Origin of the sequence: Microvirga sp. BSC39 (assembly GCF_000739015.1) — a bacterium.
In the GTDB taxonomy this organism is placed as follows: Bacteria; Pseudomonadota; Alphaproteobacteria; order Rhizobiales; family Beijerinckiaceae; genus Microvirga.
The window spans coordinates 443,536-457,097 of record NZ_JPUG01000078.1 but is presented as its reverse complement, the minus strand read 5'-3'; the positions used below and the strand labels follow the sequence as shown (position 1 = coordinate 457,097).

General features: G+C 63.0%; 13 protein-coding genes. 4 read left to right on the top strand and 9 right to left on the bottom strand.

The genetic code is table 11. The annotated features are described in order from the left end of the window. The 4 genes from MA07_RS26240 to MA07_RS26225 form a co-directional block, all read left to right on the top strand. Positions 1-1,703, top strand: a 1,703-nt coding sequence (locus MA07_RS26240) for an IlvD/Edd family dehydratase (protein ID WP_036351612.1), incomplete at its 5' end; no start/stop codon positions are given. A 33-nt stretch (positions 1,704-1,736) separates the two neighbouring features. After that, on the top strand, positions 1,737-2,675 hold the full coding sequence (locus MA07_RS26235) for a dihydrodipicolinate synthase family protein (protein ID WP_036359329.1): 939 nt from the start codon (positions 1,737-1,739) through the stop codon (positions 2,673-2,675). Between the two features lie 513 nt (positions 2,676-3,188). Then, entirely contained in the window at positions 3,189-4,112 is a 924-nt protein-coding gene (locus MA07_RS26230) for a hydroxymethylglutaryl-CoA lyase (RefSeq protein ID WP_036359071.1), read from the top strand. Positions 4,113-4,291: 179 nt separating this feature from the next. Then, positions 4,292-4,894, top strand: coding sequence for an XRE family transcriptional regulator (locus MA07_RS26225; RefSeq protein ID WP_052003552.1), 603 nt, complete (start codon positions 4,292-4,294; stop codon positions 4,892-4,894). A gap of 29 nt (positions 4,895-4,923) precedes the next feature. On the opposite strand, the gene MA07_RS26220 is transcribed toward MA07_RS26225, so the two are convergent. From MA07_RS26220 to MA07_RS26180, 9 genes are all read right to left on the bottom strand, one after another. Continuing rightward, complete coding sequence (locus MA07_RS26220; protein ID WP_036359325.1) at positions 4,924-5,886, bottom strand: catechol 2,3-dioxygenase; 963 nt, start codon at positions 5,884-5,886, stop codon at positions 4,924-4,926. A 76-nt stretch (positions 5,887-5,962) separates the two neighbouring features. Further along, entirely contained in the window at positions 5,963-7,096 is a 1,134-nt protein-coding gene (locus MA07_RS26215; RefSeq protein WP_036359069.1) for a 5-methyltetrahydropteroyltriglutamate--homocysteine S-methyltransferase, read from the bottom strand. 23 nt (positions 7,097-7,119) lie between these two features. Next, positions 7,120-7,854 (bottom strand): ABC transporter ATP-binding protein, encoded by a 735-nt coding sequence (locus tag MA07_RS26210; protein WP_036359067.1) that lies wholly within the window; start codon positions 7,852-7,854, stop codon positions 7,120-7,122. After that, positions 7,847-8,599: an ABC transporter ATP-binding protein gene (locus tag MA07_RS26205; RefSeq protein WP_036359065.1), complete on the bottom strand. Its 753-nt coding sequence runs from the start codon at positions 8,597-8,599 to the stop codon at positions 7,847-7,849. The genes MA07_RS26210 and MA07_RS26205 overlap by 8 nt, the downstream gene beginning before the upstream one ends. A 1-nt stretch (position 8,600) precedes the next feature. Continuing rightward, positions 8,601-9,626, bottom strand: coding sequence for a branched-chain amino acid ABC transporter permease (locus MA07_RS26200; protein WP_052003551.1), 1,026 nt, complete (start codon positions 9,624-9,626; stop codon positions 8,601-8,603). Positions 9,627-9,645: 19 nt separating this feature from the next. Beyond that, entirely contained in the window at positions 9,646-10,521 is an 876-nt protein-coding gene (locus tag MA07_RS26195) for a branched-chain amino acid ABC transporter permease (RefSeq protein WP_036359063.1), read from the bottom strand. 44 nt (positions 10,522-10,565) lie between these two features. Beyond that, on the bottom strand, positions 10,566-11,699 hold the full coding sequence (locus MA07_RS26190) for an ABC transporter substrate-binding protein (RefSeq protein ID WP_244445355.1): 1,134 nt from the start codon (positions 11,697-11,699) through the stop codon (positions 10,566-10,568). Positions 11,700-11,783: 84 nt separating this feature from the next. Beyond that, the gene (locus MA07_RS26185) at positions 11,784-12,545 is read right to left on the bottom strand and encodes a GntR family transcriptional regulator (RefSeq protein ID WP_036359057.1); all 762 of its coding nucleotides are present in this window, start codon (positions 12,543-12,545) and stop codon (positions 11,784-11,786) included. Positions 12,546-12,583: 38 nt separating this feature from the next. Further along, positions 12,584-13,558 carry a PDR/VanB family oxidoreductase gene (locus tag MA07_RS26180; protein WP_036359054.1) on the bottom strand — a complete coding sequence of 325 codons (975 nt, stop codon included), beginning with the start codon at positions 13,556-13,558 and terminating at the stop codon, positions 12,584-12,586. Positions 13,559-13,562 lie beyond the last annotated feature (4 nt).

The following is a 13,562-nucleotide window of genomic DNA, read 5'->3' as shown; positions in this document are numbered from 1 at the left end:
GCCAGGCTTGGTTTGGGCGCCAGGACAAGATGGGGTTCTATTACCGGTCCTTCCTCAAGAACAGCGGCTTCCCCCAGGACCAGTTCGACGGCCGCCCGGTGATCGGCATCTGCAACACCTGGTCCGAGCTCACCCCCTGCAACGCCCATTTCCGCACCATTGCCGAGCATGTGAAGTATGGCGTGCTCGATGCCGGCGGCTTCCCGCTCGAGTTTCCCGTCTCCTCGCTCGGCGAGGTGACCATGCGCCCCACCGCCATGCTGTTTCGCAACCTCGCCGCCATGGACGTGGAGGAGGCGATCCGCGCCCATCCGCTCGATGGCGTCGTGCTGCTCATGGGTTGCGACAAGACCACCCCTGCCCTGCTCATGGGTGCAGCTTCCGCCGACCTGCCCACCATCGGGGTCTCGGGCGGCCCGCAGCTGCGCGGCGTCTATCGCGGCAAGATCATCGGCTCGGGCACCAACATCATCTCCATGAGCGAGCAGCTGCGCGCCGGGGAGGTCACGCTGGAGGAGTTCCATGAGGCGGAGGGCGGCATGAACCGCTCGGCCGGCCACTGCATGACCATGGGCACCGGCTCCACCATGGCGTCCATGGTCGAGGCGCTCGGGGTCGGCCTGCCGGAGAATGCCGCCATTCCCGCGTCCGATGCGCGGCGCAACCAGCTTGCCCGCATGGCCGGACGCCGCATCGTCGAGATGGTGCACGAGGATCTCGTGCTCTCGAAGGTCATGACCCGCCAAGCTTTCGAGAACGCCATACGCACGCTCGCAGCCGTCGGCGGCTCGACCAACGCCGTGGTGCATCTGCTGGCGATTGCCGGGCGGGTCGGCATCGATCTCACCCTCGACGACTTCGATCGGCTCGGGCGCGACATCCATTGCCTCGTCGATCTCATGCCGTCGGGCCGCTTCCTGATGGAAGACTTCTACTATGCCGGCGGCCTGCCGGTGGTTCTGCGCACGCTGGGCGAACGCGGGCTGCTGCACAAGGACGCGCCGACCGTCAACGGCAAGACGATCTGGGACAACGTCAAGGACGCCCCCTGCTGGAACCGGGAGGTGATCACCTCCTTCGAGGAGCCGTTCAAGCCGGAGGCCGGCATTGCCATTCTCAAAGGAAATCTCGCACCCAACGGCGCCGTCATCAAGCCGTCGGCGGCTTCGCCCGAACTGATGCGGCACACCGGCCGCGCAGTCGTGTTCGAGACGATCGAGGACCTGCATCACCGCATCGATGACGAGGATCTCGACATCGACGAGACCTGCATCATGGTGCTCAAGAATTGCGGTCCGAAAGGGTACCCGGGCATGGCCGAGGTCGGCAACATGCCCCTGCCGCAGAAGCTGCTGAGAAAGGGCGTCCGCGATATGATCCGCATCTCGGATGCGCGCATGTCGGGCACCGCCTATGGAACCGTGGTGCTGCACGTGGCGCCAGAAGCCGCTGCCGGCGGACCGTTGGCGCTGGTCGAGAGCGGCGATCTGATCACCCTTGATGTGGTGGCCCGCAGCCTGCATCTTCATGTGGAGGCGCAGGAGATGGAGCGCAGGCGCGCTGCGTGGGTTCCGCCGGAGCCCCATGCGACACGCGGCTGGGCCAAGCTCTATGTCGAACATGTTCTGCAGGCTGATAAAGGTGTCGATCTGGACTTTCTTGTGGGCCGCACCGGCTCGCCTGTTCCGCGCGACAACCACTAGGCAACGAGAATCAACATCATGAAGGAAGAGATCATGTCCGCAACCGGCAGGAGCTCCACCCGCCCCTATCGTGGCGTGTTCCCGGTGGCGCCAACCATCTTCGACGACGGCGGCCGCCTTGACTTGGAAGGTCAGAAGCGCGCCATCGATTTCATGATCGATGCGGGCTCCGACGGCCTCTGCATCCTGGCGAATTTCTCCGAGCAGTTCCTGCTGCGCGACGAGGAGCGCGAAGCCGTGATGACGACGGTGCTCGAGCACGTCGCAGGCCGCGTTCCGGTCATCGTCACCACCAGCCACTTCTCGACCGAGATCTGCGCCGAGCGCAGCCGGCGCGCGCAGGACGCGGGTGCGGCGATGGTCATGATCATGCCGCCCTTCTTCGGCGCGACCCTGCGGGTGTCGGAACCCGGCATCTACGAGTTCTTCCGCCGGGTCTCGGATGCGATCAGCATCCCGATTATGATCCAGGATGCACCCATGGCCGGCACATCCCTGTCGGGGCCGTTTCTCGCGCGGATGGCGCAGGAAATCGCCAACGTGTCCTACTTCAAGATCGAGGTGGCCGGTACCGCCTCAAAGCTCCGCGACCTGATCGCACTCGGCGGCGACGCCATCGAGGGGCCGTGGGATGGCGAAGAGGCCATCACGCTGATGGCCGACCTCGATGCGGGCGCCACCGGGGCCATGACGGGCGGTGCCTACCCGGACGGCATCCGCCAAATCATCGACCCGTACTTTGCCGGTGACCGCGAGGCGGCTGCCGCAGCTTACGAGCGCTGGCTGCCGCTGATCAACTACGAGAACCGGCAATGCGGGCTCTCGGCCGCCAAGGTGTTGATGAAGGAAGGCGGCGTCGTCCGATCCGAAGCGGTGCGCCAGCCGCTGCAGCCCCTGCACCCGGAAACGCGCAAAGGCCTGATCGAAATTGCCAAACGCCTGGATCCGCTCGTGCTGAACTGGGGACGGTAAAGACCCATGGCACTCTCGCCGCCGTATGAGCCTATGCTGTGCGGCGGCAGTACATTTGGTTGATGCTCAGGACACAAGCTCCTGAGCCGATTGCCCTTGCAGGTGTTCTCTGAGGCCGCTTCCTCCCAGACACCGCACACGTATTGTCTTGCTGATCTGACACATTCACACAGCCGGAACTGAGGTGGCATCAGGGGCCTCCCCCATACTTGACGGCCAAGCCCCCTAGTACCGGGCCAGCATCTTGTAGGCTGTGGTCTCTCCTGAAACCCGTCTCCCGAATCGAAACCCTCATGAGCCTTCAGTGTCAGCTCCGGCTGATGCCACAACCTATGGTTAGGAACGCTCCTCCAAGAAACGTTCTGAGCACAAAATCCACTATAGGAGATTTTCTCTCTTGCTCAGCAGATTTCTACCATGGTAGACATAGATACATAATAACGCACCATAAGCCGGTGGGGCAGGTTTCGTCACTTACGGATCATCCCATCGTCACCTGAACGGGAGAGTGTCATGGGATCCTCAATCGTCGGAACATCGCCGACCGAAGTAGGCCTGCGTGACGGCCTGCAGATCGAGAAGCGTGTTCTCTCAACCGACGAGAAGCTGGCATTGGCCCGTGCGCTGATCGATGCCGGGCACACTAGCCTGGAGGTGACGTCCTTTGTCTCCCCCACGCGAGTACCGCAGCTCGCGGATGCTGCAGAACTCCTTTCCGCGCTGCGCCCCATACAGGGCGTGGAAATCAAGGCGCTGGTTCCCAACATCCGCGGTGCCGAGCGTGCCATAGCGGCAGGACCGGACGTGCTGGTGTTCGTTCTCTCAGCCAGTGACACCCATGGGGCACGCAATCTCAATCGAAGCTCTCATGAGTCCCTGGCAGAGTTGCAGGAAATCGTCGGGATGGCATCTGCTGCCGGAGTTCGGATCGACGTTTCGCTCTCCGTTGCGTTCGGCTGCCCTTTTGAAGGCGATGTGCCGGTCGAGAAGGTGATTGATCTTGCAGGCACAATGCAGCAACTCGGCATCTTGCGAGTGAGCTTCTGCGACACCACCGGAATGGCCACGCTCCGACAAGTCAGATCGCTCGCCGAAGCGCTAAGGGACGAGTTGCCAGGGATCGATCCGGCATTCCATTTCCACAACACGCGGGGCCTGGGATTGGTGGGGGTTCTGGTTGCGCTGGAGGAGGGAATCGTGCGCTTCGAAAGCAGCGTCGGCGGATTGGGCGGATGCCCGTTTGCACCCCATGCCGCCGGCAATGTCTGTACCGAGGATATGGTCCATATGCTTCATGAAATGGGCATTGAAACCGGTCTGGACCTCACCCGCCTGATCGATGCGGCACGATTGGCCGAGCAACTGGTGGGACGCACGCTCGACGGGCAAGTAATGAAGGCAGGACCGCGCTCAGGTCTTCATAGCCGAGATGGTTGAGGATGATGGGATACGGACATCCGCAGGTGGCTCCCGACCAAGTCATCAATCGTCGTCACATGTGGCCTTCAGCGGCCGCGCCTTGCGATGCGCCGGCAGGTGTGCAAGTGGACATCGTGTAAGGCTGCTCACTTCATGTTACTTCGATCAGGCTTGACCCCATGCATACACCCCCTCCCATGACCAAAGAGGCTGAGGGTGGCAGCGAAGCCGCTGACGAGCTTTTGTCGACCCTTGGGCCGCGTCTGCGGGAGCTTCGCCGGATACAGAGCCTCACCTTGGAGATGCTGGCCCAACGCGCCCAAGTCAGCCGGGCCATGATCTCAAAGATTGAGCGCGGCGAAAAGATGCCCACCGTCGGCATCCTGGTGCGCATCGCAACAGGCCTCAATGTAAGCCTTTCTGCATTGCTTGGCGAACAGGCTCAATCCGCTTCCGTTCAGCTGCAGCGCGCCAACCGACGAAGCCGCTTCCGAGATCAATCTACGGGCTTTGAACGGGAAGCCGTCTTCTCCCCTGCGGAGGGTGACGACATCGAAGTGGTGCGACACGTTCTGCCCGGAATGCAATCGACAGGCCTGCTCTCTCCCTATCCTGTGCCGACCCGCAAGCTCGTCTTCTCGCCGAGCGGTCCGCTTGTTGTCAAAATCGGCGATGAGACATTCTGGATGGAGGCCGGTGATGCGCTGCGCTTCGATGTGACGTCCGACTACAGCTTTTCCAATCCCGAGGCGACGGCCGTCAGCTACTACCTGTTCATGTCCCGGCATAAGGGGCCGTGATATCAGCCTCATAGATGACTTCGTAGACGTCAGCCCGCATCCTCGACAGGTGGCGTGCCATAGGTGTGGAACGACTCCACCGTCTTCATCCCCCAGGCCTGCCCCTTCTTGCGCTCCTCTTCGATCCAGACGATGGGCTTCCAGTCCGGGGCGAGGATGAGCCGGGCGCCCGCATTGCAGACTTCGACCCGGTTGCCACCCGGCTCATAGACATAGAGGAAGAAGGTCTGCTGGACTGCGTGCTTGTGCGGTCCGGATTCGATCGGCACGCCCGCTTCGAGGAAGATGTCGGCGGCCCTTAGAACATCTTCCCGGCTGTCGAGGGCATAGGTCAGGTGGTGGAAGCGCCCCTTCGCCCCTGTATGGTCGCGCGTGAAGGCAAAGTCGTAGCTCTTGTTGGTAAGCGTCATCCACATGCCGGCCTCGTTGCCGTCATTCTGGATGATCTGCTCGGTCAGGCGGCACCCGAGATAATCCTCATAGAAGACGCGGTTCGCACGAATGTCGGACGCTAGGCAGTTCAGGTGATCGAGACGGCGCACATTGACGCCACGGGCCGGGAAGCGCTGGGCCTGGTTCTTCAGGGCAGGCTTCAGCTCGGGTGGAGCCACATACCACTCGGTCTCGTAATAGAGCTCAACCATGTGCCCGTCGGGATCACGGCACAGGAAGGCTGGCCCATGGCCGAGATCGCCATCCGTCCAGCCGATGTCATAGCCGGAGCCTTTGAGAGCCGCGGCCCGCCGCTCCAATGCGGGCTGGCTCCTGGACCGGAAAGCCATGTGGCCCATGCCGGGCTTTTTGGACGCCGTCAGCTTGAGCGAGTGCCGCTCGTAATCGTCCCAGCCGCGAAGATAGACGGAGTCACCCTGCCGGCCGCTTTCAGTCATGCCGAGCACATCGACGAAGAAACGAAGGCTCTCGTCCGGCTTCGGCGTCAGCAGTTCGAGATGCCCGAGATGAGCGAGGTCGAGCAAGGGTTCATCTTGCATCGTGATGTCTTCCGGTACGATGAGCACGTCCAGCGGGGAGCCCAGAGCAGCGGGCGTCCGGGCTCCCCACCGACGATCAGGCTGCCTTCCTGGCGCCGGAGCCGGGGCTGCCCCAGACCTCTTCGGCGATCTCGACGATCATGCGCAGCTTCGCCCACTGCTCCTCCTCGGCCAGGGTGTTGCCTTCCTCGGTGGAGGCAAAGCCGCATTGCGGAGAGAGGCAGAGCTGGTCGAGATCGACATGCTTGGTCGCCTCATCGATGCGGCGCTTGATGTCGTCCTTGTTCTCGAGAATACCGGTCTTGGAGGTCACGAGACCCAGAATGACGGATTTGCCCTTGGGCAGGAAGCGCAGAGGCTCGAAGCCTCCGGCGCGGTCCGTGTCCCATTCCATGAAGTAGCCGTCGACCGGCATGCGATTGAACAGCACGTCCGCCACCGGCTCGTATCCGCCGGATGCGATGAAGGTGGAGCGGAAGTTGCCGCGACACAGGTGCATCGTGATCGTCAGGTCTTCCGGCTTGTCCTTGAGCGCCTCGCGCACCATGCCGGCATAGATCTCAGGCTGCTTCTCCGGATCGTCGCCGCGCTGGCGCAGCATCTCGCGCTGGTCCGGATCGCAGAGATAGGCAAAGGAGATGTCATCGAGCTGAAGATAGCGGCAGCCTGCATCATAAAAGGCGTGCACCGCCTTGTTGTAGGCGCTTCCGACGTCGGCATAGAAGTCGTCCATGTTCGGGTAGACGCCCATGTTCATCATCTTTCGGCCACCGCGATAGTGCAGCATGCTCGGGCCGGGGATCGTCATCTTGGCGACGCGGTCCGTATTGTCCTTCACGAAGCGGAAATGGTCGACCATCGGGTGCTGGCCCGAGAAGCCCACCTTGCCGGTCACGCGCAGGGCCTTCGCAATGCCGACACCGCCCTTGAAGTTCATGCCGGAATCGGCCTCCACCGAGGTAACGCCATCGAGATGCTCCAGGAAGTCGAAATGCCAGTAGGCACGACGGAACTCGCCGTCGGTGACGGCCTGCAAGCCGATCTCCTCCTGGCGCTTGATGAGGGTGCGGATCTCACGATCCTCGATCTCTTTCAGCGCTTCGTGCGAGATCTCGCCATCATGGTGCTTGTGACGGGCTTCCTTGAGGGCTGCCGTGCGCAGAAGGCTGCCGACCATATCGGCGCGGAAAGGTGGCTTGGTGCGTTGCATGGGTCGATACTCCGGTTTTGTGTTCAATGAGACGCGGCGCGCAGCGGCTTCTTCTTTGCCGTCACGCCGAGGTGCTGTTCGAGAGCCGCCGGGTCGTCAATGAGAGCTCGGCTTGAGCTTGCATGAACGATGGTGCCGCGGTCGAGGATGAGGGCGCTGTCGGTCACGCCGAGAATCTTCTGCGCATGCTGCTCGACGATGATGGCCGACATGCCCTCCCCGCGGATAATCCGCGTCAGGGCCGCGAGCAGTTCCTCGATGATGATGGGCGCGAGCCCCTCCGTCGGCTCGTCCAGCAGCAGGAGCTTGGGATTGAGAACGAGCGCGCGGGCGACCGCGAGCATCTGCTGCTCGCCGCCGGAGAGCTGGTTGCCCATGTTGGCACGGCGTTCCTTGAGGCGCGGGAACATGTCGTACACGCGGTTCACGTTCCAAGGTCCCGGGCGGGATACTGCCGTAAGGTTCTCCTCCACGGTGAGCGACTTGAAGATGTTGCGCTCCTGGGGGACCCAGCCGATCCCTGCATGCGCGCGTCTGTCGGGGCGCGCCGTCGTCAGGTTTTGACCATCGAGCACGATCGAGCCGCCGCGATGACGGGTGACCCCAATGATGGTGTTGAGGAGCGTCGTCTTGCCTGTGCCGTTGCGGCCGAGCACTGCGAGGGACTCACCGGACTTGAGGCGCAGGTCGATATTCGAGATGACGACAGCGTCGCCGTAACCGGCGGAGACCAGCTGCAAGGTGAGAAGATCACTCATCGACGCTCTCCCCGAGATAGACGGCCCGGACCCTCGGATCGGTCGAGACCTGTTCGACCGTACCCTCCGTGAACAGCGCACCGTTGACCAGAACCGAGATGCGGTCGGCAAAGCTGAAAACCAGATCCATGTCGTGCTCGATCAGCAGAACGGAAACGTCCCGCGGGAGCGCCGCCACGGTCGCGAGCAGCTCGTGCCTCTCTGCTTCCGGCACGCCGGCGGCCGGCTCATCGAGAAGGAGCACGCGGGGCCTGCAGGCGAAAGCGACGGCGATCTCCAAGAGGCGCTGCTTGCCGTAGGCCAGATTGGAGGTTCGCTCGTCGAGCACGTCGATCAGGCGGAAGCGCTGCGCGATCTCGACGATCTCGTCGATGATCTCCCGCTTGCTCCCTGTCACGCGCCACCAGTCGCGCCCCCCGCCCGTGCGCTCGGACACTGCAAGACCGATGGTCTCGAGCGGGGTCATGGCCGGGAAGAGCTGATTGATCTGGAAGGTGCGCGCGAGGCCGCGCTGCACCCGCAACTCGGGGCGTAAACCCGTGATCTCCTGGCCCTCCAGGAAGATCTGTCCGGCCGTCGGTTTGATGACGCCGGTGAGCAGGTTGATGAAGGTCGTCTTGCCGGCGCCGTTGGGGCCGATCAGCGCGTGGCGCGCGCCCTGCTCCAGCTTGAATGATACGTTGTCCGTGGCCTGGAGGCCGCCGAAGCGTTTGACGAGGCCTTTCGTTTCGAGAGCAATCGTCATGTCATACCTCCCGGGCGGATGTTTTCGGCAGCGTCTTGGCCGTGCGACCGGCCATGCCCTTCCAGAACGTTCTCACCCGCTCCGTCAGGCGCTCGCGGCCAGCGAGCACGATGATGACCAGGATCAGCCCGATCCAGAACTGCCAATATTGCGGCGTCCAGGCCGAGATCACATCCTGCAGCACCTTGAACACGATGGCTCCGATGAGACCGCCATACAGATATCCGACGCCGCCGATCACGAGCACCAGCATCACGTCCGCGGAGCGATGGAAGGCGAGGACGTCGAGGGACACGAACTGCGTGGTCTGCGCCAGCAGGGCACCGGCCACACCGGCATAGGCTGCCGCGAGCGTATAGACCGCCACAAGGCGACGGTTGACCGGGATGCCAACGGCACGCGCCTTCAGGGGATTGTCGCGGATCGAGCGCAGCGAGAGCCCGTAAGGCGAGACGACGATCCTGCGCGCGATGATGAAGAGCAGGAAGGTAACCGTAAGACTATAGGCATAGGCCGTCGTGCCGAAGATATCGAACTCGAACAGGCCAAGGATCGGCCCCATGGCAATTCCCTGAAGGCCGTCCGCACCACCCGTGAGCCAAGAGGCCTGGTTGGCGATCTCGCCGAGAACGAGCGCCACGCCCAGCGTCACCATCAGCTTGGTGAGATCGGACCCGCGCAGTACAAGGAAGCTTGTCACGAACCCCAGGATCGCTGCGGCGATGGCAGCGGCCGCCAGTCCCAGGAGCGGATCGGTCAATCCGTCCCTCGCCAGAATACCGGCCGTGTACGCCCCCAGCCCGAAGAAGGCTGCGTGGCCGAGCGACACAATGCCGGCATAGCCGAGGATGAGATCGAGGGAGAGCGCGAAAAGCCCGATGATCACGATTTCGTTCAGGATCAGATGCCGCTCGGGCAGGAAGTACAGGGTCGCGGCGGCGATGAGCCAAAAGGCAATCTCGCCGATGCCCCATCGCCCTCTCCGGACCAGGGTGGTTCTGACGTAATCGGCGATATTCGTCGACATGGGTTCAGGTCCTGTTGGATCAGCGCGCACGTTCGAAGAGCCCCTGCGGGCGCAGAACGAGAACGACGATCATCAGCGTGTAGATGACGAAGGCGCCGACGCTCGGCACGTAGTATTTGCCCGCCACATCGGCGATGCCGAGGAGGAGCGAGGCCAGAAACGGCCCGGTGATGCTGGTGGTGCCGCCGACCGTAACGACGATCAGGAAGTAGATCATGAACTTGAGCGGGAACGTCGGATCGAGGCCGAGGATTTCAGCACCGAGCGCTCCGCCTAAGCCCGCAAGACCGGAACCGAAGGCGAAAGTCGTGGCGAAGATCAGGCTCACATTGATCCCGAGCCCGCGCGCAACCCGGGGGTCGTCCACCGCAGCCCTCAGACGGCTGCCGAACCGGGTCTTGGTCAGGATCAGCTGCAGTGCGACCACGAGCGCACCGCAGATGACGATGATGAAGCTGCGGTAGAGGCCGACCTGAACGCCCAGAATGTCGATGCGGCCCTGGAGCCAGCCCGGCAACTGGATCAGCTGCTGCTGCGACCCGAAGCTGTAGTCGATGGCGGCAACAGCCATGAAGACGAGGCCGATGGAGAACAGCACCTGATCGAGGTGGCTGCGGGTGTAGAGCCGCTTATAGAGCGTTCTCTCCAGCACCAGGCCAATGATAGCCGGGACGATGAAGGCGAGCGGCAAGGTTGCCAGGAAGGGCACGCCGCTCCGGTTCATCAGCACGGCCGTGACGTATCCCCCCGCCATGGCGAAGGCACCATGGGCAAGATTGACGAAGTTCATCAGGCCGAGGGTGACGGCCAAGCCGCAGGCCAGCACGAACAGCAGCATGCCGTAGGCAATGCCATCGAAGAGAATGGTGAGCACCGCGTTCTCCGGAAAACTCATGAGAAGCGCCGCTCTTCAGCGGCGCTTCTCTGCTGGTGATGTGGTTAGTTGGCCTTGGCGGCTTTGACCGGGTCTTTGACGTTCGGGATCGTGGCGAACTCCACGTTGTAGAGTTCCCCGTCCTTACGCTCCACTTTCCGCACATAGATGTTCTGGATGATGTCGCGGGTCTGCGGGTCGATGGAGATCGGTCCGCGCGGGCTGGTCCAGCTCATGCCCTTCATGGCGTCGATCAGCGCCTGTCCGCCCTGGCCGCCCGTCTTCTTCAAGCCCTCGTAGATCAGGTGCATGCCGTCATAGCCGCCCACCGCCATGAAGTTCGGACGCATCCCGTTGTTGGCCTTCTTGAACGCCTCAACAAAAGCCTTGTTCTCAGGGCTGTCATGGGCCGTCGAGTAGTGCTGCGTGGTGATAGCGCCAAGAGCGACATCGCCCATTCCGTTCAGGATGTCGTCGTCGGTCACGTCACCGGGGCCAATCAGCTTGACGCCGCTCTTGTCGAGGCCCCGCTCCATAAACTGCTTCATGAACTGGGCACCGATACCGGACGGCACGAACACGAAGAGTGCGTCGGGTTTGGCGTCGGCCACCTTCTGCAGGAACGGCGAGAAGTCCGGGTTCGCCAGCGGCACCCGAAGGTTCTCAACCTGGCCGCTCTTGGCGGTGAATGCTCCGGTGAACGCCTTCTCGGCATCGATACCCGGACCGTAATCCGACACCAGCGTCACGACCTTCTTGATGCCGTTTTGCGAAGCCCAGTCCGCCATCGGCACGGTGGCCTGCGGCAGCGTGAAGCTCGTGCGCACGATGAAGGGCGAAGCCTCGGTGATGGTGGCCGTGGCAGCGGCCATGACCACCTGCGGCACCTTCGCCTGGGTTGCCAGCGGTGCGGGCGCGAGCGCCAGCGGTGTGAGGCCGAAGCCTGCCATGACGCTGATCTTGTCGTTGACGATCAGCTCCTGGGCCAGACGCTTGGTCACGTCCGCAACGCCCGTGTCGTCCTTCACGATCAGCTGGATCTTCTTGCCCGCCACTGTGTCGCCGTTCTGCTGCATGTACAGCTTGACCGCCGCCTCGATCTGCCTGCCCGTCGAGGCGAACGGCCCCGTCATCGGCAGGATGAGACCGACCTTCACGGCCTCCTGTGCCAGGGCTGCACTGCTCAGGGCCAGCGTCATGGCGACAGCCCCTGCAGCTCTCAAGAATGTCCGACGTCGCATGCTCTTCTCCCTCTATATGTTTGGCGTTTTCGCCTTTGCAGTTCAGGCGCGGATGCGCCTCTTGATGAGCACCGAACCCGGCACGAGCTCCATGTCCCTCTGGTTTGTCAGTGCACGCTCCAGATTCCGATGGGCGATGCGGGCATGCTCGCGCATGATCGCTTCGGCGCGGGCTCCCTCACGCCGCTCGATAGCCATGAGGACGCAGTGATGCTGATCCTGAGCCACGCTGAGGATGTAGTTCATCTCAGGGGAGCGCGATTGAACCGGCACCAGGGCGCTGGGCGAGGCGAAGGGCAAGGCATTGACCCGTTCGAGTTGCCGGGCGAGCGCCTGACTGTCGGCCATGCCGATTAGAATATTGTGGAAGCGGGCATTCAGCTCGACATAGCGCAGGAGATCGATGTCAGCCGGATTGCGACGCATGACCTCATCGATCGCATCGAGGCAGTCAGCCGCGTTGCGAAGATCCGTTCGACTGGCGCCGCGCTCCGCTGCGAGACGGGCCGCGAGCCCCTCGAGCGTTCCGCGGATTTCGATCGCCTCGAAGACTTCCTTCTCGGAAAAGGTCTTGACCGAGAAGCCGCCGGACGGGATCGCTTCCAGCAACCCCTCCTCTTCCAGCCGCACCAGCGCCATGCGAACCGGTGTGCGGGAAACGCCGAGGCGTTCGACCATCTGCAGCTCGGAAACCCGCTCGCCGGGATTGAGCTCGCCCCGCAGGACGAGGTCGCGCAGGGCGAGCTGCGCCCTCACGGTCTGCGTCACCGAGCGGTCATTGCCAGTTTCCGCGGCCTTGATCATGGTCCCCTCAATCCTTTTCCGCGCTCAAGCTAGGCCGTTCATGCCGCCCTGTCAGCCGTGTCGATGGTGATATCCCCGCCGGCGACCCTGGACACGCAGGTGCAGAGCTTCCTGTTCTCGGTTTTCTCCTCGTCGCTGAAGAACACGTCCCGGTGATCGACCGTCCCGGTTGTCTCGATGATATACAGGGCGCAGAGGCCGCACTCGCCGCGGCGGCAGTCGGAGATCATCGAAACACCGGCGGCCTCCAGGGCTTCCAGCATGGTCTTGTTTGGCGGAACCTCGAGTTCCATGCCGAGGCGCGGAATCTTCACCTTGAAGGCTTCGGTGGCGAAGCGGCCGCTGTTGCCGAAGGTCTCGAAGCGCAGCTGGTCCACGGGCCGGCCGCTCCTCTGCCAGGCGCGCTTGGCCGCCTCCAGCATCCCGATGGGACCGCAGACATAGAACTCGCCGCCGGGTACGAGCCGAGCAATCTCCGCGTCCAGGTCCACACGGGCGCCCTCCTCGTCGAGGAACATCTGCAGCCGATCTCCGACCTGCGCCCGCATATCATCGGCAAGAGCCATGTCCTGCCGGCCCCGGCACGCATAGAGCACGCGGAAATTTGCACCGGCATGAGCTAACGCGAGCGCCATAGTGTAGATTGGCGTGATGCCGATGCCGCCTGCGAGCAGGAGATATTCCGGCCGTCCCAAGCTCAGGTCGAAGTGGTTGCCAGGCGTCGAGATGCTGAGCTGAGCGCCTGGCGCGAGGCTCCACATGTAGAGCGATCCGCCGCGGCTGTCAGGCAAGCGCTTCACGGCAATCCGGTAAAGCCCGTCTGCACAAGGACCAACGACCGAATAGGAGCGCACATCAGCCCGCTCCCCGATCTGCACCCCCACATTGATATGGCTTCCCGGCGTCGGCGCCACGAACTCACCCTCCGGCACGATCTCGAAGAGCCGGATGTCCGGGGTGAGGTCCCGCACCGAGCGCAGGATCGCCTTGCGCCATTCGACCTGTTTGCTCATGGCG

Excerpts from the sequence above, each read along its gene's own strand:
- MA07_RS26235 (WP_036359329.1), top strand. The coding sequence starts at position 1,737 with ATGTCCGCAACCGGCAGGAGCTCCACCCGCCCCTATCGTGGCGTGTTC.
- MA07_RS26230 (WP_036359071.1), top strand. The coding sequence starts at position 3,189 with ATGGGATCCTCAATCGTCGGAACATCGCCGACCGAAGTAGGCCTGCGT.
- MA07_RS26225 (WP_052003552.1), top strand. The coding sequence starts at position 4,292 with ATGACCAAAGAGGCTGAGGGTGGCAGCGAAGCCGCTGACGAGCTTTTG.
- MA07_RS26220 (WP_036359325.1), bottom strand. The coding sequence starts at position 5,886 with ATGCAAGATGAACCCTTGCTCGACCTCGCTCATCTCGGGCATCTCGAA.
- MA07_RS26215 (WP_036359069.1), bottom strand. The coding sequence starts at position 7,096 with ATGCAACGCACCAAGCCACCTTTCCGCGCCGATATGGTCGGCAGCCTT.
- MA07_RS26210 (WP_036359067.1), bottom strand. The coding sequence starts at position 7,854 with ATGAGTGATCTTCTCACCTTGCAGCTGGTCTCCGCCGGTTACGGCGAC.
- MA07_RS26205 (WP_036359065.1), bottom strand. The coding sequence starts at position 8,599 with ATGACGATTGCTCTCGAAACGAAAGGCCTCGTCAAACGCTTCGGCGGC.
- MA07_RS26200 (WP_052003551.1), bottom strand. The coding sequence starts at position 9,626 with ATGTCGACGAATATCGCCGATTACGTCAGAACCACCCTGGTCCGGAGA.
- MA07_RS26195 (WP_036359063.1), bottom strand. The coding sequence starts at position 10,521 with ATGAGTTTTCCGGAGAACGCGGTGCTCACCATTCTCTTCGATGGCATT.
- MA07_RS26190 (WP_244445355.1), bottom strand. The coding sequence starts at position 11,699 with ATGACGCTGGCCCTGAGCAGTGCAGCCCTGGCACAGGAGGCCGTGAAG.
- MA07_RS26185 (WP_036359057.1), bottom strand. The coding sequence starts at position 12,545 with ATGATCAAGGCCGCGGAAACTGGCAATGACCGCTCGGTGACGCAGACC.
- MA07_RS26180 (WP_036359054.1), bottom strand. The coding sequence starts at position 13,558 with ATGAGCAAACAGGTCGAATGGCGCAAGGCGATCCTGCGCTCGGTGCGG.